General features: G+C 39.6%; 19 protein-coding genes and 1 pseudogene. 16 read left to right on the top strand and 4 right to left on the bottom strand.

Annotation, left to right across the window (positions count from 1 at the left end; translation table 11 throughout):
• Positions 1-31: 31 nt before the first annotated feature.
• The 6 genes from ubiE (at position 32) to hisIE (ending at position 7067) form a co-directional block, all read left to right on the top strand.
• Positions 32-976 (top strand): bifunctional demethylmenaquinone methyltransferase/2-methoxy-6-polyprenyl-1,4-benzoquinol methylase UbiE, encoded by a 945-nt coding sequence (ubiE, locus tag AC2G3J_RS01545; RefSeq protein ID WP_336953714.1) that lies wholly within the window; start codon positions 32-34, stop codon positions 974-976.
• A 32-nt stretch (positions 977-1008) separates the two neighbouring features.
• Complete coding sequence (locus AC2G3J_RS01540) at positions 1009-1680, top strand: ubiquinone biosynthesis accessory factor UbiJ (RefSeq protein ID WP_419327969.1); 672 nt, start codon at positions 1009-1011, stop codon at positions 1678-1680.
• Between the two features lie 3 nt (positions 1681-1683).
• Complete coding sequence (locus AC2G3J_RS01535; protein ID WP_336953712.1) at positions 1684-3303, top strand: ABC1 kinase family protein; 1620 nt, start codon at positions 1684-1686, stop codon at positions 3301-3303.
• A 129-nt stretch (positions 3304-3432) separates the two neighbouring features.
• Complete coding sequence (locus tag AC2G3J_RS01530; RefSeq protein ID WP_336953711.1) at positions 3433-4515, top strand: patatin-like phospholipase domain-containing protein; 1083 nt, start codon at positions 3433-3435, stop codon at positions 4513-4515.
• A 310-nt stretch (positions 4516-4825) separates the two neighbouring features.
• Positions 4826-6115, top strand: coding sequence for an FAD-dependent oxidoreductase (locus tag AC2G3J_RS01525; RefSeq protein WP_419358730.1), 1290 nt, complete (start codon positions 4826-4828; stop codon positions 6113-6115).
• A 166-nt stretch (positions 6116-6281) separates the two neighbouring features.
• On the top strand, positions 6282-7067 hold the full coding sequence (hisIE, locus tag AC2G3J_RS01520) for a bifunctional phosphoribosyl-AMP cyclohydrolase/phosphoribosyl-ATP diphosphatase HisIE (protein ID WP_419358728.1): 786 nt from the start codon (positions 6282-6284) through the stop codon (positions 7065-7067).
• A gap of 56 nt (positions 7068-7123) precedes the next feature.
• Here hisIE and AC2G3J_RS01515 read toward each other — a convergent pair whose 3' ends face one another.
• On the bottom strand, positions 7124-9121 hold the full coding sequence (locus tag AC2G3J_RS01515) for a PhoX family protein (protein WP_483770572.1): 1998 nt from the start codon (positions 9119-9121) through the stop codon (positions 7124-7126).
• A 261-nt stretch (positions 9122-9382) separates the two neighbouring features.
• Here AC2G3J_RS01515 and AC2G3J_RS01510 point away from each other — a divergent pair, with 261 nt between their 5' ends.
• From AC2G3J_RS01510 to AC2G3J_RS01470, 9 genes are all read left to right on the top strand, one after another.
• Positions 9383-10876, top strand: coding sequence for a UvrD-helicase domain-containing protein (locus AC2G3J_RS01510; RefSeq protein ID WP_004725463.1), 1494 nt, complete (start codon positions 9383-9385; stop codon positions 10874-10876).
• Between the two features lie 93 nt (positions 10877-10969).
• Positions 10970-12343, top strand: a complete 1374-nt coding sequence (locus AC2G3J_RS01505) for an ATP-binding protein (RefSeq protein ID WP_483770571.1) — start codon at positions 10970-10972, stop codon at positions 12341-12343.
• Positions 12344-12794: 451 nt separating this feature from the next.
• Positions 12795-15632, top strand: coding sequence for a monovalent cation/H+ antiporter subunit A (locus AC2G3J_RS01500; RefSeq protein ID WP_336953706.1), 2838 nt, complete (start codon positions 12795-12797; stop codon positions 15630-15632).
• 3 nt (positions 15633-15635) lie between these two features.
• The gene (locus AC2G3J_RS01495; RefSeq protein WP_336953705.1) at positions 15636-16001 is read left to right on the top strand and encodes a Na+/H+ antiporter subunit C; all 366 of its coding nucleotides are present in this window, start codon (positions 15636-15638) and stop codon (positions 15999-16001) included.
• Positions 16001-17803, top strand: coding sequence for a monovalent cation/H+ antiporter subunit D (locus AC2G3J_RS01490; protein ID WP_483770570.1), 1803 nt, complete (start codon positions 16001-16003; stop codon positions 17801-17803). The genes AC2G3J_RS01495 and AC2G3J_RS01490 overlap by 1 nt, the downstream gene beginning before the upstream one ends.
• Entirely contained in the window at positions 17804-18325 is a 522-nt protein-coding gene (locus AC2G3J_RS01485) for a Na+/H+ antiporter subunit E (RefSeq protein WP_336953703.1), read from the top strand.
• Positions 18322-18597 (top strand): monovalent cation/H+ antiporter subunit F, encoded by a 276-nt coding sequence (locus AC2G3J_RS01480; protein ID WP_483770569.1) that lies wholly within the window; start codon positions 18322-18324, stop codon positions 18595-18597. The genes AC2G3J_RS01485 and AC2G3J_RS01480 overlap by 4 nt, the downstream gene beginning before the upstream one ends.
• A gap of 23 nt (positions 18598-18620) precedes the next feature.
• On the top strand, positions 18621-19001 hold the full coding sequence (locus tag AC2G3J_RS01475; protein ID WP_419328028.1) for a Na+/H+ antiporter subunit G: 381 nt from the start codon (positions 18621-18623) through the stop codon (positions 18999-19001).
• Between the two features lie 311 nt (positions 19002-19312).
• Positions 19313-19939 (top strand): riboflavin synthase subunit alpha, encoded by a 627-nt coding sequence (locus AC2G3J_RS01470; RefSeq protein WP_483770568.1) that lies wholly within the window; start codon positions 19313-19315, stop codon positions 19937-19939.
• 44 nt (positions 19940-19983) lie between these two features.
• Here the strand turns inward: AC2G3J_RS01470 and AC2G3J_RS01465 are convergent.
• Together AC2G3J_RS01465 and AC2G3J_RS01460 are read right to left on the bottom strand one after the other, a co-directional pair.
• Positions 19984-20874, bottom strand: a pseudogene (locus AC2G3J_RS01465) (metal-dependent hydrolase).
• Positions 20875-21446: 572 nt separating this feature from the next.
• On the bottom strand, positions 21447-21800 hold the full coding sequence (locus AC2G3J_RS01460) for a winged helix-turn-helix transcriptional regulator (RefSeq protein ID WP_483770567.1): 354 nt from the start codon (positions 21798-21800) through the stop codon (positions 21447-21449).
• 91 nt (positions 21801-21891) lie between these two features.
• Between AC2G3J_RS01460 and AC2G3J_RS01455 the strand changes: the two genes are divergently transcribed.
• Entirely contained in the window at positions 21892-22440 is a 549-nt protein-coding gene (locus AC2G3J_RS01455; protein WP_483770566.1) for an NAD(P)H-dependent oxidoreductase, read from the top strand.
• Positions 22441-22514: 74 nt separating this feature from the next.
• Here the strand turns inward: AC2G3J_RS01455 and AC2G3J_RS01450 are convergent, their stop codons facing one another.
• Positions 22515-23936 (bottom strand): glutamate synthase small subunit GltD family protein, encoded by a 1422-nt coding sequence (locus AC2G3J_RS01450; protein WP_004725441.1) that lies wholly within the window; start codon positions 23934-23936, stop codon positions 22515-22517.
• Between the last annotated feature and the right edge of the window lie 68 nt (positions 23937-24004).

Genomic DNA, 24004 nt, shown 5'->3' with positions numbered 1-24004 from the left:
TTTCCCATTTTTGTGTTCAGGAGTGACTCAAATGTCGAATGAAAACCAAAAGCCTACAGCCCCTGCTGAAACGGCAACGAATACAGACAAAGTGAGTCCATTTCTAACAGAACCATTACCACAAGGTACTCCACAAGGTCAGCAACAGTCCTTACAGCAACAACAGGTTGATACGCCAGTTTCTGGGACTGTGCCAAAATACAACCTCCCACGTGGTGCCAATACAGGTAATGTCGGCGCAACCACGCATTTCGGCTACAAAACTGTTAATAGTGAAGAAAAAGCGCAAAAAGTCGCTGAAGTCTTCCATTCTGTAGCAAGCAAATACGACATTATGAATGATTTAATGTCATTCGGTATTCACCGCCTCTGGAAACGCTTTGCGATCAATATGTCAGGTGTACGTCGTGGTCAGCACGTGCTTGATATTGCAGGCGGTACAGGTGACTTAGCCAAAGTTTTCAGCCGTGAAGTTGGTCCAACAGGTCATGTGGTTTTATCCGATATTAACGAGTCCATGTTGAATGTTGGTCGTGATCGTTTGATTGATGCTGGCTGTACCAATGTTGATTTTGTATTGGCCAATGCTGAAACCTTAGAGCCATTTGCAGACAATAGTTTTGACTTGCTCACCATCAGTTTTGGTCTACGTAATGTGACTGATAAAGATGCTGCACTCCAAGCGATGTATCGTGTATTAAAGCCAGGTGGTCGTTTACTGATTCTTGAGTTCTCAAAACCAGTATTTGAACCATTTTCAAAGCTCTATGATTTCTATTCATTCACGGCTTTACCATTTATGGGTAAAGTTGTTGCCAATGATGCGGAAAGTTATAAGTATTTGGCTGAATCTATTCGTATGCATCCAGACCAACGTACCTTAAAAGGTATGATGGAAAGTGCCGGTTTCCAAAACTGTGATTACCACAATTTAACCGGTGGTATTGTGGCGGTACACCGTGGCTTTAAACTGTAATTTCCCCAAGATATAACAAGCAAGGTTGAATTATGTGGTCAATTCTGGCACTCGGTGCAGTTGAACGATTAATCAATCAGTTTATTAATTTGGATGCAATTACCCGCATCCAATTTAATCAGTTACAAGGCAAACTGTTACGTGTCGTGATGGATACGCCACAGCTTTCTGTCGATGTTTACTTTGATCAAAATAAAATCCGTCTTGAACCGACTGTGACTGGTAAAAGCAAAACACCTTCAATTTTTGAACAACGTCCTTTTGACAAAAATGTTGCGATTGCAGAAGCGACAGCAACATTACATGTAAAGAATGTTGTTGAATTGGCTAAATTATTTGTTGCGGATGATATTGGCAATATTCCCCTACAAGGTGATTATCACCTGTTACAGGATATTCAAAATATTATCCAACAGCTTGAGCCTGATTTGGCGGCCCAGCTTAGCCCGTGGATTGGTCCTGCACTCGCACATGAAATTGGCAAAATCCAACTGGCGCCAAAGCATCTCAAACGCTCACTGCAAAGTCATTTATTTTTTGTAGAAGACTTTTTAAAAGAAGATACTGGTGTATTGGCTCCGCGTTGGCAAATGGATGACCTGCAACAAGATACCCGTCAACTTAACCAAAATATTGACCGACTTGAAGCAAAAATTCAGCAACTTCAATCTCACTTTACTCAAAATCAAAATCAGGTAATTTAATATATGATTCCGCATATTGCCCGTTTATTCGAACTTTGGCGCATCGCCGCGCACTATAGACTCGACACACTGGTCCCTGCGGAAGAATTACCTGAGAAAGCTCGGCATGCTTTAGCTTTAATTCGGCTACACCCTGCGGCATGGTCAAGTAAAGAACGTAAAAACCCGCTCAAGCTTAAAGAAGCCTTAGAGGAAATGGGGCCTTTGGCAATTAAGCTGGGCCAATTACTTTCCACGCGTCGTGACTTAATTCCACCTGAAATTTTACAGCAATTGGTTTTATTACAAGATCGGGTTAAACCCTTCGATGTCAATATTGCAAAAGAGCGTATTGAGCAATCTCTGAAAGCCAAAATTTCTACAATTTTTGCTCGTTTTGATGAACAACCTTTGGCTGCTGCATCTATTGCACAAGTCCATACTGCTGCGCTACATGATGGTCGTGAAGTGGTGGTTAAAGTCACTCGTCCAGATATTCGCAGTCAGATTCTACAGGATTTTGAAATTCTGCAGTGGCTAGGATCAAGTTTAGAAAAACGGCTTGAAGCAGCTCGTGCAGTGCATTTGTCTGAAATCATCCAGAATTATCGTCAAGTCATCTTAAATGAACTGGATCTTACGCTAGAAGCAGACAATACCCGTCGTATGCGCCATTACTTCACAGGTTCAAGCATGATGTATGTGCCTGAAGTCTATATGGATAGTAAGGATGTCATGGTTGCTGAACGGATCACAGGGGTTCCAATTTCGGATATTGAAACCTTTGAAAAACTTGGTATGGATCGAAAAGACCTTGCTGAAAAAGGTTTGACTATTTTCTTTACCCAAGTATTTCGTGACAATTTCTTCCATGCAGATATGCATCCTGGAAACGTTTTTGTTGAAACATTGAATCCAAGCCACCCTCGTTATATTGCCCTTGACTGTGCAATTATGGGTGAGCTATCTAAACAAGATCAGATGACCGTTGCACGTATGTTGCTTGCGGTCATGAACAGTGATTTCTTGCAACTGATTCAAATTGTGCATCAGGCAGGCTGGATTCCACCGGGCACCGATCAAGATGCGTTATCCCGTGAAATGCGCCGTACCGTTGGACCAATGGTGTCTAAACCGATGCATGAATTGGACTTTGCGGGTATTTTGATTCAAGTCATGGACATTGCACGTCGTTTCCATTTAGAAATTCCACCACAATTGATGTTATTACTCAAAACGTTGGTACATGTGGAAGGTTTAGGTACTGATTTATATCCTGAACTTGACATTTGGAAGCTGGCAAAACCGATTCTCACTGAATGGGTAAAAGCGCAAATGAATCCTCAGAAAAACTTAAAAGAGTTAGGACAAAAAATTCCTGATTTACTTTTAGGTGCACAGGATTTTCCAACTTTAATGGTTGATAGTTTAAATGGTTTAAAAAATCAATCTGCATGGCATGCTAAACAATTACATGAATTGCAAATGATGCGTTTGGAAGTGGAACAACAACAAAAACGTAGCTGGATTTTCGGAAGTATCATGGCGATTTTACTTTCTATTGCGATCATTGCACCGTGGTATATTTCAATTGTTTTGATTATCTTGTCCACTGTTTTAGCAGTTTGGCGGATTGCCAAATAACGCAATTCAGCCTATTCAATGAATAGGCTTTTTTGTCTATGACTGCTAAGTCACTGAGTGACATCTCTCGCCATTGTTCAATATATCACTCACTCTACAATAAAAATATCCGTTTGAGTGAGTGAAATCATGACCCAAATTCTACAAAAACGCCCTGCAGGAATTGTCTTACGTGCAGGCTCACTTGCCAAACAACGCATACAACAAGAAGGATTATCTGCACATCAAGTAGATATGATTCCTGGTGCAGCTGGCGGCCCCAAAGGTATTGGTTTAATGGGGCTAGATCAAGCAATTTTCGGGGATTTTCTCCAACGGGCAAAACAAAGACGCTTTTTAATCGGTTCATCCGTCGGTGCATGGCGCTTTGCTGGAATTTTAGCGCAAGGTGAACAAGTCGGTCCTGAGCGTTTGGCAGAGTTATATATTAACTTACCCTTTCATAAAAAGATGAACATTGCAGAGATTGAGAAAATATCTCGCGACATGTTGTCCAACATTTTAGACCAACACAGCCAAAAACTGGTCGAACATCCCGAGTATCACCTCACAATTATCGCTGCAAAAGCAGAACATTTATTTCAAAGTGACCAAAAGCTTGCACTGTATAGCTCCTTACTCGGCATTATCGGCAGTAATGCAATTTCAAGAAACCATCTGAATAAATTTATGCAACGGGTCATCTGTCAGCCAGCCCAGTTCCCTCAATTTAAAATTCAAGATGACGCTTTTAAAACCCATTATTTAAATTTTAATCAGCACAATGTTGCGGATTGGCTGATGGCCTCAGGTTCGATTCCAGCAATTACACCTGCGGTAAGAAATATTTCCGATGCGCCACAAGGCGCGTATCGAGATGGTGGTTTGATCGACTATCACATCGATTTGCCTTTTGAGAGTAAAGGGATTGTTTTATATCCACATTTTTCCGACAGCATCATTCCAGGTTGGTTTGACAAAATGTTTAAATCTCGCACTGCCAATCCTGAAAACCAAGCACGGACTTTACTGATCTCGCCTTCTCAAGACTATTTAAAATCTTTACCTTTAGGACGTTTACCAGATCGTAAAGATTTTGTGATGAAAGGTCTGGATGATCAGAAGCGAAAACAATTGTGGAAGCAGTCTGTAGCAGAAAGTCAGCGGCTGGGTGATGAATTTTTAGAAATGCTGGAGAAACAAAATTTTACTGAAGTGATGCTAGATTTATAATTATTACACTGCATTGGTCACCTCATCCAGCATTCAATTAATATGATTTTCAATAATTTAAATTTACCAAAACAGCATTCTTGATGATTTGGGATAAATGACGTGAGATATAAGTCTGAGACATGAGCCAGTCATAGCTCAAGCTTTACATCATGTATTTTTCACTGAATTTAATCAGTGTCTGGCCTCGTCTATATGCGTTGATTTTTGGCTAAGCCCAATCAAGGAATAAAGAGCTTGATTCAAATTATCCCTTGTTAATTTCTTGCTTTTTGTTAAATTTAAATTATTCAAAGCACTTACTCTAATAATGAATCAAACTAAAATTCCAAAATTTGCCATCGTCGGTGCAGGAACAGCAGGGCTTGCTGCAGCAATTTTACTCGCACAACAAAATATTCAGGTCACCATTTTTGAGAAAGTATCTGAGCTTAAACCTGTCGGTGCGGGCTTATTACTTCAACCGTCTGGACTTGCAGTTTTTGAGCACTTAGATGTGCTTGATGATGCGGTTAAACTCGGTGCAATGGTCACAGGCTTAGAGGGACAACTCGCCAATGGTTTTAAATTGGTAGATAGTCATTATGCTCAAGCCGATCCTGATTTTTATGGTTTAGGTATCCATCGAGCCAGCTTATGCCATGTCTTGGCAAAGAAATGTCATGAATACCCTGATCTGATCACTTGGCAAATGAATGCCGATATTCAAAAGCTTGAAGAATCTATTTATGAAATTAGAGTTTTGGGTACGGTCAATGCTGAGTCTTTTGATGAGGTCTTTGATAGCGTTATTATTGCCAACGGCGCGCGAAGCCAACTGAGACCAAACGCATGGGTTAAAGTCGATCAAGCCTATCCTTGGGGCGCCAAATGGACCATTGTTCCCGAATGCTTACAGCTCAACACTCAAATTCTGCATCAATTTTATGACCGCTCCAAGATCATGATGGGAATATTACCGACAGGTGCGATTCCATCCCAATCAGATCAACGACTTTCCAGTATCTTCTGGAGTCTTCCAACAGATCAGCTTGGAAATTTTTTACCTCATCAACACGCCCGCTTAGAATGGTTAAAAGAAGTATCTAAACGCTGGAAGCCCGCTGCAGAATGGTTAGAGCAAGTCATTGTCAATCCTGAACAAAAACAGCAATGGTTTTCTGCCCATTATCGTGATGTGGTTTTATCTAAGTTTGGTGAAAGACGTATAGGCATTATTGGAGATGCTGCACATGCTATGAGCCCACAGCTTGGGCAAGGTGCAAATATGGCACTTTTAGATGCATGGGCTTTAGGACAAGCAGTCCATGTGGCACGGAACAATGAAACGATCGATTATTCGAAGCTGTGGCAAAACTATCATCAACATCGCAAAAGCTCATCCGCATTTTATCAATTTTTAAGCCGTTTACTGACGCCTTTATATCAATCTGATCTTTGGTGGGCAGGTGGTTTACGAGATCTAAGCTTCTCGTGGATGTATCGTATCCCTTATTTTCGTAAAGAAATGGCAATCACCGTGTCGGGATTAAAATCGGGTATATTTAGTCAAATGAAGTATGAGGATATTGCTCGATCGTCTTTGGTAAGAGGAAAATAATGTGCACTCAAGTTGCCAATTCTGTAATTTTAAAGCGTGAACAAGCGTTTTTATCTCGACTCAATCCATAATCAATATTTTCCTAAAATGCTAGAAATAACGTACACTATACAACCGCTAGCATGTCAACGTAGCACTCTTTCTTTTTATAACTTGGTGAAATCCTATGAACAATCTGCAATGGCTCGATGAAGTAAAATTTAACGAACAAGGACTTATTCCTGCTATTGCACAACATCATCAAACTGGACGTATTTTGATGGTGGCATGGATGAACCGTGAGGCATTACAACTGACTGCTGAAAAAATGCAGGGCGTTTATTTTTCTCGTTCACGAAATAAGTTATGGTTCAAAGGCGAAGAGTCTGGCCATTTTCAAACCGTTTATGAAATCCGTTTAGACTGTGATGCCGATGTCATCGTCTTACAAATTGAACAGCATGGTGGAATCGCCTGCCATACAGGTCGAGAGTCTTGCTTCTATCGTAAGCTCACTGCAACTGGTTGGGAAACTGTCGATGCACAATTAAAAGATCCAAATGCAATATACGGTGAAAAACTTTCATCAAATCCACATAGCATTGCCATGAATAGCTCCAATGCGCAGGCTGAACAGGTAGAAGTCTTGGGTTATTTAGGCAAAATGATGGCTGAACGTAAAGCAGCTGATCCAGATTCTTCTTATGTGGCAAAGCTTTACCACAAAGGTTTAAATAAAATCTTAGAGAAAATTGGTGAAGAAAGTATCGAAACCATCATTGCTGCAAAAGATTTTAAATCTGAAGCGTGTGAAGATCATAAAAATGATCTGATCTATGAAGTTGCAGATCTATGGTTCCATACCATTGTGATGCTTGGTTATTTTGAGTTGGATGTGCAATTGGTACTCAACGAACTTGCACGCCGTCAAGGGCTTTCTGGGCTAGTTGAAAAAGCCAATCGAGATCATTAATTGGGTATTTATAAAAAAGCAGCGAAATATCGCTGCTTTTTTATTTAAAACTAAAATTAAGAAGATTTTTTCTCAACCGAAGGTGCAACTGGGTCTGCTGTTAAATAACCCACTGCTGCTGCAAAACGATCTTTATAATTCGCTCGAATCAAAGGATCTAAAGTTGCTTGAACCTTACTATGTAAAGAACCCCAATCCCCTGCATGCTGGAAGTTACTCATAATATAAGTCCAACCATTGATTGAATCGACTGCATGTAAACCTGTAGATTCAGCACCTGCTGGGCAAGAAAGAATACGATCTAATTTCTTGGTATCTACATTATACGCCCATAAGTAGTTATTCACATGGTTACCACTGTCTTCACCAATGAATAAGGTACGGAATGTTTCAGAGAACTTTAAGTTATCCGCACTTGCAATCGTGTTTGGATCAGAAGTGTTACCAATACCTAGTGGATCAGCAGCTGCATCAATATCCTTCCCGATTAACAGCATATGCGATTGATAAGGTACCCACTCACTGACGATTGGACTACCTGATTTATCACTCTTAGACCCTGCTAGATCATGTGCAACAATTCCACCTGCTGAAATTTTCTTAGCGAATGACACGTTATGCGTATCGACCCAAGCCGCATTGCCTTTGATCATTGAATCTTGAATATTGGCTAAAGCAGAATAAGCAACTTTGTCTTTGGCATTGACTGTTGTGCCTTCCATTTTTGTAAATGCCATACTACCGCCCATAAAAGCAGCGTAACGATGGGTTTCTAAGAATGCTGCTGCTTTTTCCATTCCAGGTTTAACTTTCACCCAAATGGTTTTCTTTTGCAGAATAATTTTAGTATAGCTTACATCTTGTGGATCTTTGTCCAAGCTTTCCATGATCTCTGTTGGTTGAATATTTCTAACATTCACCAAATCTTCAATTTCTTGGCTAGTTGCATGACCCAACTTAATCCATTGAATTTGTGCTGTTGAGGTTTCATTTAACTCATTCAAATACTTCGCCACATACAATGTTCCCGCAGATAAGTCTTTTTCTTTATCTGCAACAAACATAAACAAGCCACCATTGGTATAGTCATCACCCATTAACGCAGTACGATTATCTGGCATAACTTGGATTAGTTCATGTGAGATACGACCTAAACAATAATGTTTTTTTGCAGTACCTGTACCATCTTTGTTCACTGTAATTTCAGGCAAATGTCCATAGTTATAAGGTTTTGCAGAGGTTTCATCACCATAGACGTTTTTACTATAGGCTTTCATTGTTGCCATATCCGTGCCTAAGCCCTGACCAAATGCATCTGGCTCGTATTCTTCACTTGAAAGGTGTGTTCCCCAAGGTGATAAACTCGCACCACACGTAATCCATAAACCATGTGCTTTAGACATATCGACATTATGATATTTAACTAAAGTTAAATGACCTGTTTTCGGATCTTGATCCAGTGAAATTACCCCAATCGGTGATGGCAATTTACCATACATATCATTGCCAGCTAAATCACGAGTCGTATATTCAAATTGCACCACCGCAAATACAGGGTTGCCTTTTACACCATCAACCTTGGCATCTTTGACTGTCAATAATGAAGTACCATCTGGGCAATCTGAAAAGAATTGACGTTCTTTGCCTGCTACAGATTTATCCATAATTGGTTGGTTTTTGATATCATAATAACCACCAGCCAAGATCTTCCCACCTTTTCCATCATTGATCATATCGCCTGTTTGGAAGAAGGTTTTATAGGCAAGTTTGTAGTCAGTCTTGGTATTGTCATCCCAAGTTACAGCCAAGCCTGAAGCAACTGTTGTTGTTGCCATTGCTGCTGCATTTGCCAATGTTGGTGCATCCATCGGCGTAAATGTTGCAGATTTTAATTTAGCTGGATTGATCGGCGGTTTAACTGCAGTATTTTTATCATCATCGTTACATCCTGCTAGTGTGGCTGAAGTTGCCATTGCCCCAAGTGGAAGAAATGGAATGCTGGCTAACCAAGTAAGCACTTCACGGCGTGTATGTCGGCTGGCTGAATTTGTCATAACTTTATCCGAATATGTTTTAGAATTTTCCCCTGCTCAGTTTAGAAAGCAGTTATGACAATCTAGTTTCACTTTTAAGTCATTTTAAAGACAAAAGCCCCAATACCTCATATTATGATAAAAATGATCAGGATACGCTCCGCAGATTATTAGCGCAGTCGTTTAAATAACATCTTGTTAGATTTCACCCTAGTGCTGAGCAATTTTTGCTATACTCTGTCCCATATTGAATTTTCAAGCTAATAAGATTTTATAAATACTGTGCCTTATTCTTTTACACCCACATCTGAGCAAAGCTTTGCAATCGCAGAAGCGAAAAAAGGACAATCATTTAAAGTGATTGCCTATGCTGGCACAGGTAAAACCACGACTTTGCAGTTAATCAGTGATGCGATGACGGAGCGCCGTGGGATGTATTTGGCCTTTAATAAGGCAATTGCCACAGAAGCACAGAATAAATTTCATCAAAATGTAGATTGCCGAACCTTCCACTCTTTGGCGTTTCGTAGTGTATCGCGGGGAGTCACCGATAAATTACGCCTGCCGCGTTTAAGTCCCAGTTTTATTGCCAAAGAATATCGCCTCGAACCCATCACACTTAGACGTTTAATGGGCGGGCGTTATGAAAAATATGTGCTAATGCCCAGTCGTTTAGCGAGTTTAGTGGCCAATGCTGTAAGTTATTTCTGCTCGACCAGCTCACAATATCCAGCACCACGTCATATCCAAGCACCAAGTTGGCTGCATGCAGATGATATCGAGTCTTTACAAAAACACCTTTACCCTGCTGTAGAAAGACGTTGGTTAGAGTCGATTGATACCAATCATCAAGCAGGCATAGGTCATGATATTTATTTAAAACTCTGGGCATTATCAGACCCATTTATTCCAGCAGATTATGTACTCTTTGATGAAGCACAAGATGCCGATCCATTAATGCTTGGTATTTTATTGCGCCAGCGTAATACTCAAGTGATTTATGTGGGTGATGCACATCAACAAATTTACGCATGGCGTGGTGCGGTCAATGCCATGCAACAAATGCCACTTCCTGAATCTCGTTTAACCACTTCATTCCGTTTTGGTGATGCGATTGCAGATGTGGCCAATCATTTGCTCGGTGCATTGGATGAAACTGTGCCTTTATTGGGCAACCCTGAAATGAAATCGAGTGTGGTCAATAAACCACATACCAAAATGCGTGATGCGATTTTATGTCGTACCAATGCACGCGCAATGGAGTTACTACTTTCTGGTCTCGTGCAAGGCGATAAGGTTGGATTACAAGCCGATCATGCAAAACTCAACCGTTTTGTTGATGCGGCAAGTTTGCTTAAACAAGGCAAACGTGTTGTTGATGTGCCTGAACTGGCTTGGTTTAACTCTTGGCATGATGTACATGAATACTGTGAAACCAACGATGGCAGTGATATCAAACCCTTAGTCAAATTGGTTGACGATCACGGTACGGAACCGCTCAAAAAAGCACTTGCTAAAATAACCCCAATAGAGCAAGCTGATTATGTGATTTCAACTGCACATAAGGCCAAAGGGCTAGAATGGAATCGTGTACATATCGAAGATGATTACCAATTTAAAATAAACGGTTTAGAACATAAAATCAGCGATGAAGAATTAAGGCTGTTATATGTCGCCTGTACACGGGCAAAGGTCAGCTTAAATATTCATCACATCTATGATCTCGTGCAACAATTGAAAGTAAAAGCGCCATTTAAAAATAAAGCAACAGCATAAGGTTTTTGACTCACTCATCTGTATCAGCGAAAAAAATCGCAAGGTGAAAATATCAACAGCTTTTTATGCTGTCAGTCAATTTTCAGGTATCCTATGAAACTAGCAGCAATTCATTTTCGCCACACATACCATTTTGCTGATTTAAAAATAGACTTTAATTATAAAAACAAACCAATCAGTTTAATTGTTGGCGAACAAGCCAGTGGTAAAACGGCAATTATTAAAAATATTTACCAAGCTTTGACTTGGTTTCCTGCACGTCTAAAAGATTTGCGCACCCCTGGTGTGGTAATGCTCGACCAAGACATTATGCAAGATCGAGTACAATCCAAAATAGATGTTAAAATCAAATTCCCAATAGAGTTTGGTCAACTTGCAGAAAGCACTGCAACAGCAGAACAAGATCCGCAAACTTGTCATTGGCAACTATATAAAACCTTAAATAGTTCTGGTGTTGGTCTGAGTAAAGTTGACTTAGCACAACTCGAACAGCTGGTAGAACGTTATAATCTAGTACTCAAAAAAGATCCTGTTCAAGGCTTACCTTTAATTGCCTACTACCCTGCTGAACGATTTGTAAATGAAGTGAATATTCTCAATAAAAATAATCCTATTATTTTACAAGCGCACTATGCCTATGAATTAGTACCGATTCCATATACCACCTTTGCACGATTTTTCGAATGGTTTCGCGAAATCAGTGATATCGAAAATGCACAAATCGCGCAACTTTTTCAAATTGTTTTGGCGCAAAAAGAATCATCAAATCAAGTTGATGAGGATTTTCAAAGTATTTTATTTCAAGCTCGTTCTCAATTACATGCCCCTAGCTTAAAAGCCTTAAAGCAAAGCTTGAGTATCGTCCTTCCTGAAGTCACAGATCTCTATTTAGAGTATCAACCTAAATTGCAGTTGATGGTCACTTATAGAAATCAAACTTTGACTTACTCACAACTTTCTAACACAGTCAAAAATTGGTTGGCCTTAGTCGGTGATTTAGTGCGTCGCATGTGCTTACTCAATCCTTTAAGTCTTTATCCTTGTGAAGAAGGTGAAGGCATCTTACTGATTGATCAAATTGATGTTGATTTAGACCAATTTGGCCTACAGCTAATTCTCGATCGTTTAAATCAGGCCTTTCCTCGTTTACAGATCATTGCCACAGCCAGTCATGAAGAGCTTCTCGAGCAAGCCGACGAATATCAATGTTTTAAATTGGATAATAAAGAGCTTTATGAAATTCAGAACAATAAAGTATGGCAAGAATACCAAGATATTTATGAAAACTTGCTCAAAGAAATCCCAGAAACCTCTGAACAAGATTTACTTGAACCCGAACCCAATCTGCCAGTCAATGTTCAACAACTTTTTGAGCAGTTTAAACACCTTACTGAAGAACAAAAAACCGAATTAAAACGTTTAATCCAATCTGGTGATGACCAAGCTTCACATAAGTTCTTATCATAAGAAATAACTCAGCCTAAAGACGTCAATATCAGACAATGAATGATCATTAATCGCATGACACTGTCTTTTATACTCCTTTCTCAAATCATGAATATATTCACGTTCATATTCATTGTTGTATAAAATTCAATACAACATAGATTGATTGTTACAGCATGATTTTCAAGCAGCAAAAAGTCATATGAAGCGTATAATTACAAATGTTTGCGTAAAAAACGACAAAATAAATTGATGTTATTCTACTCATGTAATAAGATGAAAAAATCAATTTAAATTAGATTTTTCAATGCAAATTGATTTTCTAATCGCTTTCTCAAGTTGCGCAACACAACTCATTTTTTAATTACTAATTTAATTCGGCTTTCAAGATTTAAGTTATTGGACTGTTCCTTGCATTCCTCAAATCCTTGAAAGATAAGATTCACATAGGTTTCACGACCTATTCACGACAATGGATACGCGTGTGCTTCCGATTATTATTCTTTTACCATTAATACTTGGCACTATCGTTGTTCTGTGGCTGAAGCAATTCTCTCGCGGGGTAACAGCTTTAGGGGCAATCGGGGTCAGTTTAAGCAGTTTTATCCTGCTACTGACTCAAGCGAAAACAGTATTAAGTGGACAAGCCGTTTTAGAACAGTGGCAATGGCTACCTCAAATTGGTATTGATTTTAGTTTCCGATTAGATGCTTTAAGTTTAATTTTTTCATTGCTGATCACGGGGATCGGTACACTGATTTATATCTATGCCTATTATTATCTAAACCCGAAAAATTCTCTGAGTAAGCTCTATGCATTGTTGATGCTGTTTATGGCCGCAATGTTGGGCATTTCTTTGTCGAATAATTTAATTATTTTATTGGTTTTTTGGGAATTGACCAGTATTTCATCGTTCTTGCTGGTGGGCTATTGGAGTAACTACGACGCTGCGCAACGTGGTGCACGGATGGCGCTGACCATCACTGGTATGGGTGGCTTAGCCATGCTGGGTGGATTTATTCTGATTGGTCAAATCGCAGGAACCTATCAAATTGACCAACTCACCATGATGGCGAGTACAATTCAAAATAGTGGTTTATTTGTTCCCGCTTTATTGTTGATTTTATTGGGTGCGTTTACTAAAAGTGCGCAATTTCCCTTCCATTTCTGGCTCCCCAATGCCATGGCAGCACCAACCCCTGTATCCGCCTATCTGCATTCAGCAACTATGGTAAAAGCAGGGATTTTTCTGGTTGCACGCTTATTGCCAATCTTTGTTGGCTCGGCATTGTTCCATAATCTTGTCACCACAATTGGTCTGCTGACCTTATGTATGGCGGCATTTTTTGCCATCTTTAAAGAAGATTTAAAAGGCTTACTGGCTTATTCAACCATCAGTCATTTAGGCTTGATCATGTGCCTTTTGGGTATAGGTTCACCTTTAGCCGTGGCTGCTGCAGTTTTCCATATCATCAATCATGCAACCTTTAAAGCGGCATTATTTATGCTGGCGGGGATCATTGACCATGAGTCTGGTACACGTGATTTAAGAAAGTTAAGTGGACTATGGCAATTTCTTCCATTTACAGCAACATTAACCATGATTACCGCTGCAAGTATGGCCGGTGTACCTTTGACCAATGGCTTTATCTCGAAAGAAATGTTCTTTACTGAGCTATTGGCAAACTTATCTGGTGGCTATGTTGTGTTGGCAGCGATTATCGCTACATTGGCAGGTTTATTTGCGGTTGCTTATTCAGTTCGTTTGGTACATGGTGTGTTTTTTGATGGTGATGTGGGGCGTGATGTTCCCAATAAAAATGCCCATGAGCCGCCAATCGGTATGCGAATTCCAGCAATCATATTGGCAACTTTATGTATTTTAGTGGGGATCATTCCTGCGCTGTTGGTTGAAAACATTGTCAATGCCGGAACACGCGCATCAACACAAATTGCAAGTTTTGAAGGGGTTCATTTAGCCATCTGGCATGGCTTTAATTTACCGTTACTGATGAGCGCAATTGCCTTAATTGGTGGCGTAATTTTCTATTTCGCCATGGCCAAAGGCGGGCGAATTCGTGAAATTGATCTTGATCCACGCTTAGGTCGTTTCCAAGGCAAATTATTATTTGAAGATTTCCTTAAAAATCTCCTGCTGATTTCACGCAAAATTAAGAAAAAAACTGAAACTGGCTCATTACAGAACTATTTATTGTGGATTTTGGCCTTAAGTATTGCCGTGGTTGCCACACCATTGATCAACCAAAATTTAACGACAGGAACACGTGAACTCACACATGCACCCTTTACTGCAATCGTGCTGTGGTTGTTATTGTTCTCTGCCTGCTGGATGATGCTGTGGTTTCACCATGAACGTATCAAAGCGGTTCTGATTAGTGGTGCAATTGGTTTGGTCGTGACAATGATTTTCATCACTCTCTCTGCGCCAGACTTAGCACTGACACAAATTACCGTGGATGTTGTCACAACAGTTCTGCTATTGATGAGTTTATCACTACTTCCTCAATTAACCCCTTATGAGTCCAGCCAAACACGTCGTTGGCGTGACGCAATCATTGCAATTGGTGGTGGTATTGGTATCGGTTGGATTACATGGTTGATCATGACACGTGATCATAATTCGATTTCATGGTTCTTTGTTCAGCAGTCCATTCCTTTAGGTGGCGGCTCAAACATCGTCAATGTCATTTTGGTTGATTTCCGTGGTTTTGATACATTTGGTGAAATTGCTGTATTGGGCATCGCAGCCATTGGTGCACTATGTATGATGGATGGAATGCGGGCACATGGCACCACCATCACTCAAGGTCTGAGCTATCGCTTCAATCCATCTCCGTTGATGTTCCGTATGACGGCTTCATGGGTACTACCGGTTGCACTTGTGGTAAGTCTGTATATCTTCCTACGAGGACATAATTATCCTGGTGGTGGTTTCATTGCAGGCTTGATTACCTCTATGGCATTGGTCATTCAATATATTGCGATGGGACAAGATCATGCTGAAAAAATGCTACGTGCTCAATCGGGTCGTTTATATGAAATCTGGATTGGTTTAGGGCTGATCATTGCTGGAATTTCAGGCCTTGCATCTTGGTTCTGGGCACGTCCATTTCTCACCAGTGCACATGTTTATGTGGAATCAGGACTGTTTGGCAAATTCCATTTTGCCTCTGCTGCTGGTTTTGATCTTGGCGTATACGTCACGGTTGTTGGTGCAGCAATGCTTCTCATTTCTGTTTTAGGCGACTCCAGACATTCAAGTATGTCTGGTCCAGTACCCAAGGAGTAATGCATGATCAGTTTAGAATTTTTAATTGCATCTGCGATTGGATTATTGGTTGCCTCAGGAATTTATCTCATTCTTCGTGCCCGTACCTTTCCTGTTGTTCTTGGATTGGCAATGATTGGCTATGCAGTCAATATTTTCCTGTTTGCAATGGGAAGAATACAAATCAGTTCACCTGCAATTTTAACTCAAGCGACCAAAGTCACTGACCCTTTGCCCCAAGCCTTGGTATTAACTGCAATTGTTATTGGCTTTGCGACAACTGCTTTTATTGTTCAGTTAGCATTACGCAGTCGTTATGAGTCAGGAACAGACCATGTCGATACCAAAGAGGAACCGAGTAATTTTGACCCACGTGAGGATGAGCCATAATGACCAGCTTTTTAGATTTTTGGTATGCTCACTCTCCAATCCTGAGTATTTTGATTCCTGCATTTACAGGCTTTTTGCTGATTTTATTAGGCAATCCTGGTTCTGGTGCTTTAAAACATGATTGGCGCCAACCTTGGCGTCGTGGCATTAGCTTAATTTCGGTTATCCTTGGACTTGCCACTGCTATTGCTTATCTTATTCAAGCCAATACAGGGAAAATCTTTGTTTATCAACTCGCTGAGTGGTCGGCACCTTTTGGGATTGTCTTGGTACTGGATCGCTTATCCGCGTTAATGTTGGTGCTCACCTACACTCTTGCAGCGCCTGTATTATGGTTTGCCAGCAAAGAATGGGACGAACGTGGTCGTTATTTTCATGCCATGTTTCATCTTCTGTTAATGGGGTTGAGTGGTGCATTCTTAACAGGTGACTTATTTAACCTCTTTGTATTTTTTGAAATATTACTAATGGCATCTTATGTCTTACTGTTACATGGTCAAGGTAAAGCCCGTTTTCAATTAGGTATTCACTACGTCACCATCAACTTACTGGCTTCTGCCCTATTCCTCATCAGTTTAGGCATGATTTATGGCAGTGTGGGCAGTTTGAATATGGCGGATGTCGGCCGTTTATTACCAACCTTGGAACATGATCAACATCGTCTTGCTATAGCAGGTGGTTTGCTTCTATTTGTTGTATTTGGCATCAAAGCAGCGATGTTACCTGTGGGTTTCTGGTTACCAAAAACCTATGCTGTTGCCGCGACACCCGTTGCTGCTATTTTCACTATTATGACCAAAGTAGGTGTGTATGCAATTTTACGGGTCAATGGCACTGTCTTTAATGATGAACTTGGTCAAACGATCTTTAGCAATTACTTATTACCAATTGGTTTAGTAACTTCATTATATGGTGTGATTGGTGCGCTTGCAGCTGAACGCTTACGCCGCTTTGTTGGCTTTATGGTGTTATCCTCAGTCGGAACGATTTTAGTTGCCATTGCCATGTTTAACATAAAAGCATGGACGGCTGGGTTATATTACCTCGTTCACAGTACCATCATTGCGGCCTCATTCTATTTGCTTTGTGGTTGGATTACCTCACAGCGTGGCGCATTCAAAGATCATCTCAAAGTGGCGCCGAAGATGAAGCAAGATAAAGTCATTGCCATAACGTTCTTCCTCATCGCTTTGATAATGGCAGGTTTACCACCATTTAGCGGTTTTTTAGGTAAAGTATTAATCTTACAGGCAACTGCAAATTTGGCTGCGCAAGGTTGGATTATTGCAATTATCTTGATTGTGAGTTTTTTAAGTATTGTTGCATTTACGCGCGTCGGATTTATCTTATTTTGGCGAGCAACAACACCTGAAGACAATCCGAAAGAAGATGCTTATAAAGCCTATCAAGCTTTACCCGAGCAAGCCCCTGTACGTAACGACAAAAGCGTTTACCTATTACTGGCAGGACTGATTGCCTATGTGGTTTGTGCAGCTCCGATTTTAAATTATATTGAAAAAACAGCGTTGCAAATTTCTGATACATCTATTTATCAACACAGTATTTTAAAAATGGATGGGCATGGGGAAACCATTAGTGTACAGCCCTTCGATCCAAACTATGTCCCTGAAACAAAATACAACGGTGAAATGATTGATCAAAATGCACACTATATTCCGTATATTATTAGCCCTGAAACCTTAAAAGGTGAACATATTTCTGAATTTAAACAACGTCAAATTCAGGGACAAGAACAGCAACAACATGTTGAAAATACTCAACTTAAGCCAATGGAGCAATAAATGCAAAATAAATCATTATTCGCTCGTATTTTGCCCCATCCTTTTGTGTCGGTAATTGTGGCAATGAGTTGGCTCATGTTGAATCATAGCGCTGAAAGTTTTGATATTGTTGTAGCGATTAGCTTGGGATTACTCATCCCTAAACTGATTCAACCTTTTATCATTCATACGCCCAATATTCATTGGAAAAGCGCCATTCAATTATTTTTTGTGGTGCTATGGGACATCGTCATCAGTAATATCAAAGTTGCTAAACAAGTCTTAGGTCCAACCAAAAATCTCACCCCGAAATGGTTTCGAGTTCCTTTGGAAACCGACCATGAACATGTCAATACTTTATTGGCGATGATCATTACCACGACCCCAGGTACAGTCAGTGCTGGGATTGATCAAGAACGTGGTGATATTTTGGTTCATGCACTAAGTTGTGATGATGTAGACGCAGAAATTCAAGCGATTAAAGCCCGCTATGAAGTTCCTTTAATCGAAATCTTTGACCTGCAACGAGGAGCACGTTCATGAGTATTTTACCTTATGCACTTGGTATTTGCCTGCTCGCAGTGACCATCTCCATGTTGTTATGTTTGGTTCGTTTGGTGATGGGCCCTTCTATCGTAGATCGATTACTGGCATTGGATACATTGTTTTTAAATGCAACCTGCTTAGTTGTCATTCTTGGCATTTATTGGGCAAGTACCTCAATGTTTGAAAGCGCATTATTGGTTGCAATGCTGGGCTTTGTTTCAACTGCTGCACTGGCTCGTTATTTTACAACGGGTCATGTGGTTGATTAAGGAGAAAGTACATGGAAAATAATATGCAAATTGTCATGGAAATCATCGTTTCATTGTTCTTGATTGTTGGTGCGTTTTTTACTTTGGTGGGTGGCATAGGTATGGTCAAATTACCAGACTTATTTATGCGTCTACATGCACCGACCAAATCCAGTACCTTGGGTTTAGGGAGTTTTTTAATCGCGGGAATGATTTACGCAGCATTTAACAGTCGTTTAGGTTTTGCAGAGTTATTGATCACACTGCTTGCCTTTATTACAGCTCCCGTATCGGCAAATTTGATTGCGCAGGCGGCAATTCATTTACGTCTACGTTCAACCTCTGGTGATGTACCTGAAGCGATTAATCGTCCTTTACCATGGCAACGTCAAAAAATCATAAAACAGTTTAAAGATAAGATTTAATTCATTTTCTGACTGATTGTTGATTGGTTGGTTGGCTAAATTAAATTGGACTGAGTCTAGGTACATACTGACTTAGTCCAATTTAAGCCACAATCAAGCTTAGATCGTCTGAAATACATTATCATCAAACTATATAAACTTTTCACTATAAAATAAGTCTTTGCAATCCTTACTGCTATATTCATTCTCTTTTAAAAAGTCATCTAAGTATGATGTTAGGCTCTTCTATACAACATAAATCTAAAATTCAGCCCTAGTCCTCTTCAATGAAATCTGTACAATAAAAATCAGCTAAATAAAAGAGATCAGCGATGTATACAGGTATCGTTCAAGGCTTAGAAAAAGTTGTAAACATCCAACAAGGTGATAATTTTACAACCCTTTATATTTCCAATGAAAATGGCTTTTTAAATGATGTTTTTATTGGCGCCAGTGTCGCAATCGATGGTACATGCCTAACCGCAACAAGTTTTGATGCTGTTGCAAATATAGCCTCATTCGATGTTTCAGCATTGACCACGTCTCTCACCACATTACAATTTTTAAAAATTGGTGATGAATTCAATATCGAAAGATCTATCAAAGCTGGCATGGAAAACGGTGGGCACAATATTTTTGGGCATATCGAAGGTATGGCAACCATTAAAGATGTGGTTCATACCGGTGAAACACTACACATTGATATCGTTATTCCAGATGACAATATCAAATACTTCTTTAAAAAAGGCTTTATTGGACTGCAAGGTTGTAGTTTAACAGTCAATCGTGTGGATCGGAAAACCAATGAAATTTCAGTGGATTTAATTCCAGAAACCTTACGTTTGACGACATTTAAACATGTCCAAATTGGTGGCAAACTCAATTATGAAATTGACCAAATGACCCGCACTATGGTCGATACTTTAGAAAGTATCCATCAACGTCAGCAAGAAAACTAAAAGAGCCAATCATATAAATTAGCCCTTTGATCTAAAGCATTGTCTTAACTATATAACGGCAGGTGCACTTCTTCTTGGAAACTTTCCATTCCATAATCATCTGCCAGCTTTTCTTTCCAATACGCCACAATCTTCGAATAATCAATTTCATCCGGATGAAAGTCAGATTTGTAATAAGATAAATATTCAGGAATCAATGAAATCAACATTTTAGAAATCATATATACTCCAAAGATATTTTGCGGCACTTTTGGTAGACTTTTTCTCCAGTCTTGCATAAACAAACGGGTAGCCGAATAAAACGTTAAACTTGCAAAACCCGTAGTCACATTACGCATTACTGTACGACGAGTACGATCATCTTTATAAATCGCCTGATATACATCAAATGCCACTGCACGATGCTCAATTTCTTCGATTGCATGCCATACCTAAAGCTTAACGGCATCATCATCTAGAGTGCTTAAAACTTCAGGGTGACGAAGAATATAGCCGCCCAATAATGCAGTAAAATGTTCAAAAGCTGCGGTAACAGCAAGTTGTAATTTCGGATGTACACTTTTAATCAGTGTATCTCGACGCGCCAACCATGCTTGGAAACTGTCTAAGTTATAATCATCACGGCGCCATGCATCATTGAATTCCGTATGGGCTTTGGAGTGCATGGCCTCTTGACCAATAAATGCTGCAATTTGCGCTTGCAATTTTTCATCCGTGATTTTGTCACGTACATTACGCACACTATGTACAAAGAACTGCTCACCAATCGGAAATGTTGAAGAAAGCGCAGTCAATAAATGTGACATCACAGGAGAATTGGCAAAAAAATGTCTGCGAATTGCTTTTGGGTTAAAGCTTGGTTTACGGACTTTGATACCAATAGCTTTAGGACGATTTAAATATGATTTTTCTGCCGTCGCTTGAACTGTTGACATAAGGACAATCCTACATTTGTCTGAATTTAAGCTATATTGGCACAATCTCTATATTTGTATATTGCAGAATCATCCACACAGTTGTCCTAAAATATCATTTTCAAGAAAACACATGGCTCAATTAAAAATCCAAAAAAATTAAAAATATAAGATATTGATAAAATTATATTTATTAAAAATAAATATATTTATTATCTTCACAAAAAGTGCTTTATCGTTTACACAAAGCCTAAAATCGAGATTTATAAGCATGCTTTTATTGACTTAAATGACATTTTTCAATCAGATTGAGTTATGTTTTAATTTTTAAAACAATCACATAGGATCCATTCAAAATTAGAACTCAATTTATAAATATTTATGCTTGCAACGTCATATAAACATTCAACAAAAAAGCATGTGTTTTATAGAACCCAAACAAACAGGATTCGTCTAGGAACTTTTTTGTATTAAAAAGAGAAACTATTGCTTTAGTGTGATTGGCAAATTTTATTGCTAAATTGCACTTTTCGTCGCTTTTCCATAGCCGATTTAAGCCTCAAAACTGCTTCTTTCAACGCCATCACTTTGAATTAGATTTGCGCTGAAAAATCATGTGCCCAAGCAGATAAAGCGTCTAATACAGGAATAAATGTTTGACCAAATGCAGTTAATTCATACACCACTTTGACTGGAGGCTTGTCACCAAATACGGTTCTGGAAATAAAACCATTCTTTTCCAATTGCTTGAGTTGCAAACTTAAGGTCATTTCTGTGATATCTGGCATATCACGCTTAAGTTGATTAAAGCGTTTTGACTCCTCCTTTAGGTAATAAAGAATCACGGTTTTCCATTTCCCACCGATTAAATCCATCACCATACTAATCGGGCAATGATAGGTCTTATCGTGAAAGGTCACTTCACATGTATTTTGCTCAGTATTCATTTTTTCATCCAGCTATCAAAATGGATAGTTATTGTACATAAAAACTATAATATTTATATTCACTATAATTTTTATAGTTGGAAAAACCAAGATGGCATTACTGATTTTAGCACATCCCAGTTTTACTGAATCTGTCGCAAATAAAACCATTGTCGATGAATTATCAAGAACTCAAACTAATTTAGAAATTCGCCATATCCATGATTTATATCCAGATTATCAAATTGATATTGCTACTGAACAAAGTGCACTCTTAAGACATGAGCTGATTATTTTACAATGTCCTATGTACTGGTTCAGTATACCTGCCATTTTAAAAATTTGGTTTGATCAGGTATTTACCTATCAATTCGCCTATGGTTCCAAAGGAAACAAGCTTAAAAATAAAAAGCTTTTGCTGAGTATGACCATTGGCCAACCTGAGCAGAATTTTAGTACGGAACAACAGCATTCATTATTGGAGAACTTTTTATCTCCAATTCAAAAATCAGCACTTTATACCGGAATGGAATATTTAGAACCTGTCTTCTTATACGATATTTCAACTGTTTTAGGGCATACACATGCTGAAATCATAACTCGAGCAAAACAACATAGCTTAAAGTTAAATCATTATCTGCAAATGATTGACTCAGATTAATTTTTTGAGTTTGCTGCATTAAAAAGCCCGCATGACTGCGGGCTCTTAAATAGCTGTTATTTAGTATCTAAAAATTAAACATCAAGATAATCCAAAATTCCTTCAGCAGCTTCACGACCTTCCCAGATTGCAGTCACCACCAAATCAGAACCACGTACCATATCTCCGCCCGCAAAGATTTTTGGGTTAGAGGTCTGGAATTTAAATTGTTGTTTTTCAGCTGCAATGACTCGGCCAGAACCATCTAACCCAATATTTGCACCTGCAAACCATTCTGCTGGGCTGGTACGGAAACCAAAAGCCAGCAATACCGCATCTGCGGGTAAAACTTCTTCAGAGCCTGGAATCGGTTCAGGGCTACGACGACCACGGCTATCTGGGTCACCCAGCTGGGTAGTCACAACTTTTACACCCGTCACTTTACCGTTTTCACCGACGATTTCGATCGGCTGGCGGTTGAACTGGAAGTCCACCCCTTCTTCACGCGCATTCTTCACTTCTCGACGTGAGCCTGGCATATTTTCTTCATCACGACGGTAAGCACAGGTTACTGATTCTGCGCCCTGACGGATTGAAGTACGGTTACAGTCCATTGCCGTATCACCACCGCCTAGAACGATGACTTTTTTGCCCTGAACACTGATGTATTCAGACGGGTCTTTTTCCCATCCTTGTGTGCGGTTAACATTTGCAATTAAGAAATCAAGTGCATCATAAACACCATCAAAATCTTCACCTGCAAAACCCCCTTTCATATAGGTATAAGTTCCCATACCCATGAATACAGCATCATAGTCTGCAAGCAGTTGGTCAATCGTAATATCTGTACCAATTTCAGTATTTAAGCGGAATTCAACCCCCATACCTGTGAAAATTTCACGGCGGCGTTTCATCACGTCTTTTTCCATTTTAAATTCTGGAATACCAAAAGTAAGCAATCCACCAATTTCAGGACGCTTGTCAAATACAACAGGTTTTACCCCATTACGGACTAAAATATCTGCACACCCTAAGCCTGCTGGACCTGCACCGATAATGGCAACTTTTTTGTTGGTCCATTTTACCGATGACATATCTGGACGCCAGCCCAAAGCAAAGGCGGTATCGTTAATATATTTTTCGGCATTACCAATGGTCACAGCACCAAAACCATCATTCAGGGTACAAGCACCCTCACATAAACGGTCTTGTGGACATACCCGACCACATACTTCAGGCAAAGTGTTGGTTTGATGGCAAAGCTCAGCTGCTTGGAAAATACGTCCTTCTGCAATCAGTTTTAACCAGTTTGGAATATAATTATGTACAGGACATTTCCATTCACAATATGGGTTACCACAGCCTAAACAACGGTGGGTCTGGTTTGCTGCAACTTCCGCTGTAAAAGGTTTATAAATTTCCACAAACTCTGCTTTGCGGACATTAATATCTTTTTTCTCTGGATCTTGGCGTGCTACATCCAGAAATTGAAAGTCATTATTCAGGCGTTCAGCCATGTCTCTCTCCGTGGGTGAGCGTGGATAACTTCATTCGCTTGTGTATATCTGCGAAGTTATCCACACCT

Source organism: Acinetobacter legionensis (assembly GCF_057165765.1).
This window is presented reverse-complemented; position numbering and strand designations above follow the sequence as displayed.

What these genes read in the sequence shown, in the direction of transcription:
- ubiE (WP_336953714.1), top strand. Translation starts at nt 32, where the DNA reads ATGTCGAATGAAAACCAAAAGCCTACAGCCCCTGCTGAAACGGCAACG.
- AC2G3J_RS01540 (WP_419327969.1), top strand. Translation starts at nt 1,009, where the DNA reads ATGTGGTCAATTCTGGCACTCGGTGCAGTTGAACGATTAATCAATCAG.
- AC2G3J_RS01535 (WP_336953712.1), top strand. Translation starts at nt 1,684, where the DNA reads ATGATTCCGCATATTGCCCGTTTATTCGAACTTTGGCGCATCGCCGCG.
- AC2G3J_RS01530 (WP_336953711.1), top strand. Translation starts at nt 3,433, where the DNA reads ATGACCCAAATTCTACAAAAACGCCCTGCAGGAATTGTCTTACGTGCA.
- AC2G3J_RS01525 (WP_419358730.1), top strand. Translation starts at nt 4,826, where the DNA reads ATGAATCAAACTAAAATTCCAAAATTTGCCATCGTCGGTGCAGGAACA.
- hisIE (WP_419358728.1), top strand. Translation starts at nt 6,282, where the DNA reads ATGAACAATCTGCAATGGCTCGATGAAGTAAAATTTAACGAACAAGGA.
- AC2G3J_RS01515 (WP_483770572.1), bottom strand. Translation starts at nt 9,121, where the DNA reads ATGACAAATTCAGCCAGCCGACATACACGCCGTGAAGTGCTTACTTGG.
- AC2G3J_RS01505 (WP_483770571.1), top strand. Translation starts at nt 10,970, where the DNA reads ATGAAACTAGCAGCAATTCATTTTCGCCACACATACCATTTTGCTGAT.
- AC2G3J_RS01500 (WP_336953706.1), top strand. Translation starts at nt 12,795, where the DNA reads ATGGATACGCGTGTGCTTCCGATTATTATTCTTTTACCATTAATACTT.
- AC2G3J_RS01495 (WP_336953705.1), top strand. Translation starts at nt 15,636, where the DNA reads ATGATCAGTTTAGAATTTTTAATTGCATCTGCGATTGGATTATTGGTT.
- AC2G3J_RS01490 (WP_483770570.1), top strand. Translation starts at nt 16,001, where the DNA reads ATGACCAGCTTTTTAGATTTTTGGTATGCTCACTCTCCAATCCTGAGT.
- AC2G3J_RS01485 (WP_336953703.1), top strand. Translation starts at nt 17,804, where the DNA reads ATGCAAAATAAATCATTATTCGCTCGTATTTTGCCCCATCCTTTTGTG.
- AC2G3J_RS01480 (WP_483770569.1), top strand. Translation starts at nt 18,322, where the DNA reads ATGAGTATTTTACCTTATGCACTTGGTATTTGCCTGCTCGCAGTGACC.
- AC2G3J_RS01475 (WP_419328028.1), top strand. Translation starts at nt 18,621, where the DNA reads ATGCAAATTGTCATGGAAATCATCGTTTCATTGTTCTTGATTGTTGGT.
- AC2G3J_RS01470 (WP_483770568.1), top strand. Translation starts at nt 19,313, where the DNA reads ATGTATACAGGTATCGTTCAAGGCTTAGAAAAAGTTGTAAACATCCAA.
- AC2G3J_RS01460 (WP_483770567.1), bottom strand. Translation starts at nt 21,800, where the DNA reads ATGAATACTGAGCAAAATACATGTGAAGTGACCTTTCACGATAAGACC.
- AC2G3J_RS01455 (WP_483770566.1), top strand. Translation starts at nt 21,892, where the DNA reads ATGGCATTACTGATTTTAGCACATCCCAGTTTTACTGAATCTGTCGCA.
- AC2G3J_RS01450 (WP_004725441.1), bottom strand. Translation starts at nt 23,936, where the DNA reads ATGGCTGAACGCCTGAATAATGACTTTCAATTTCTGGATGTAGCACGC.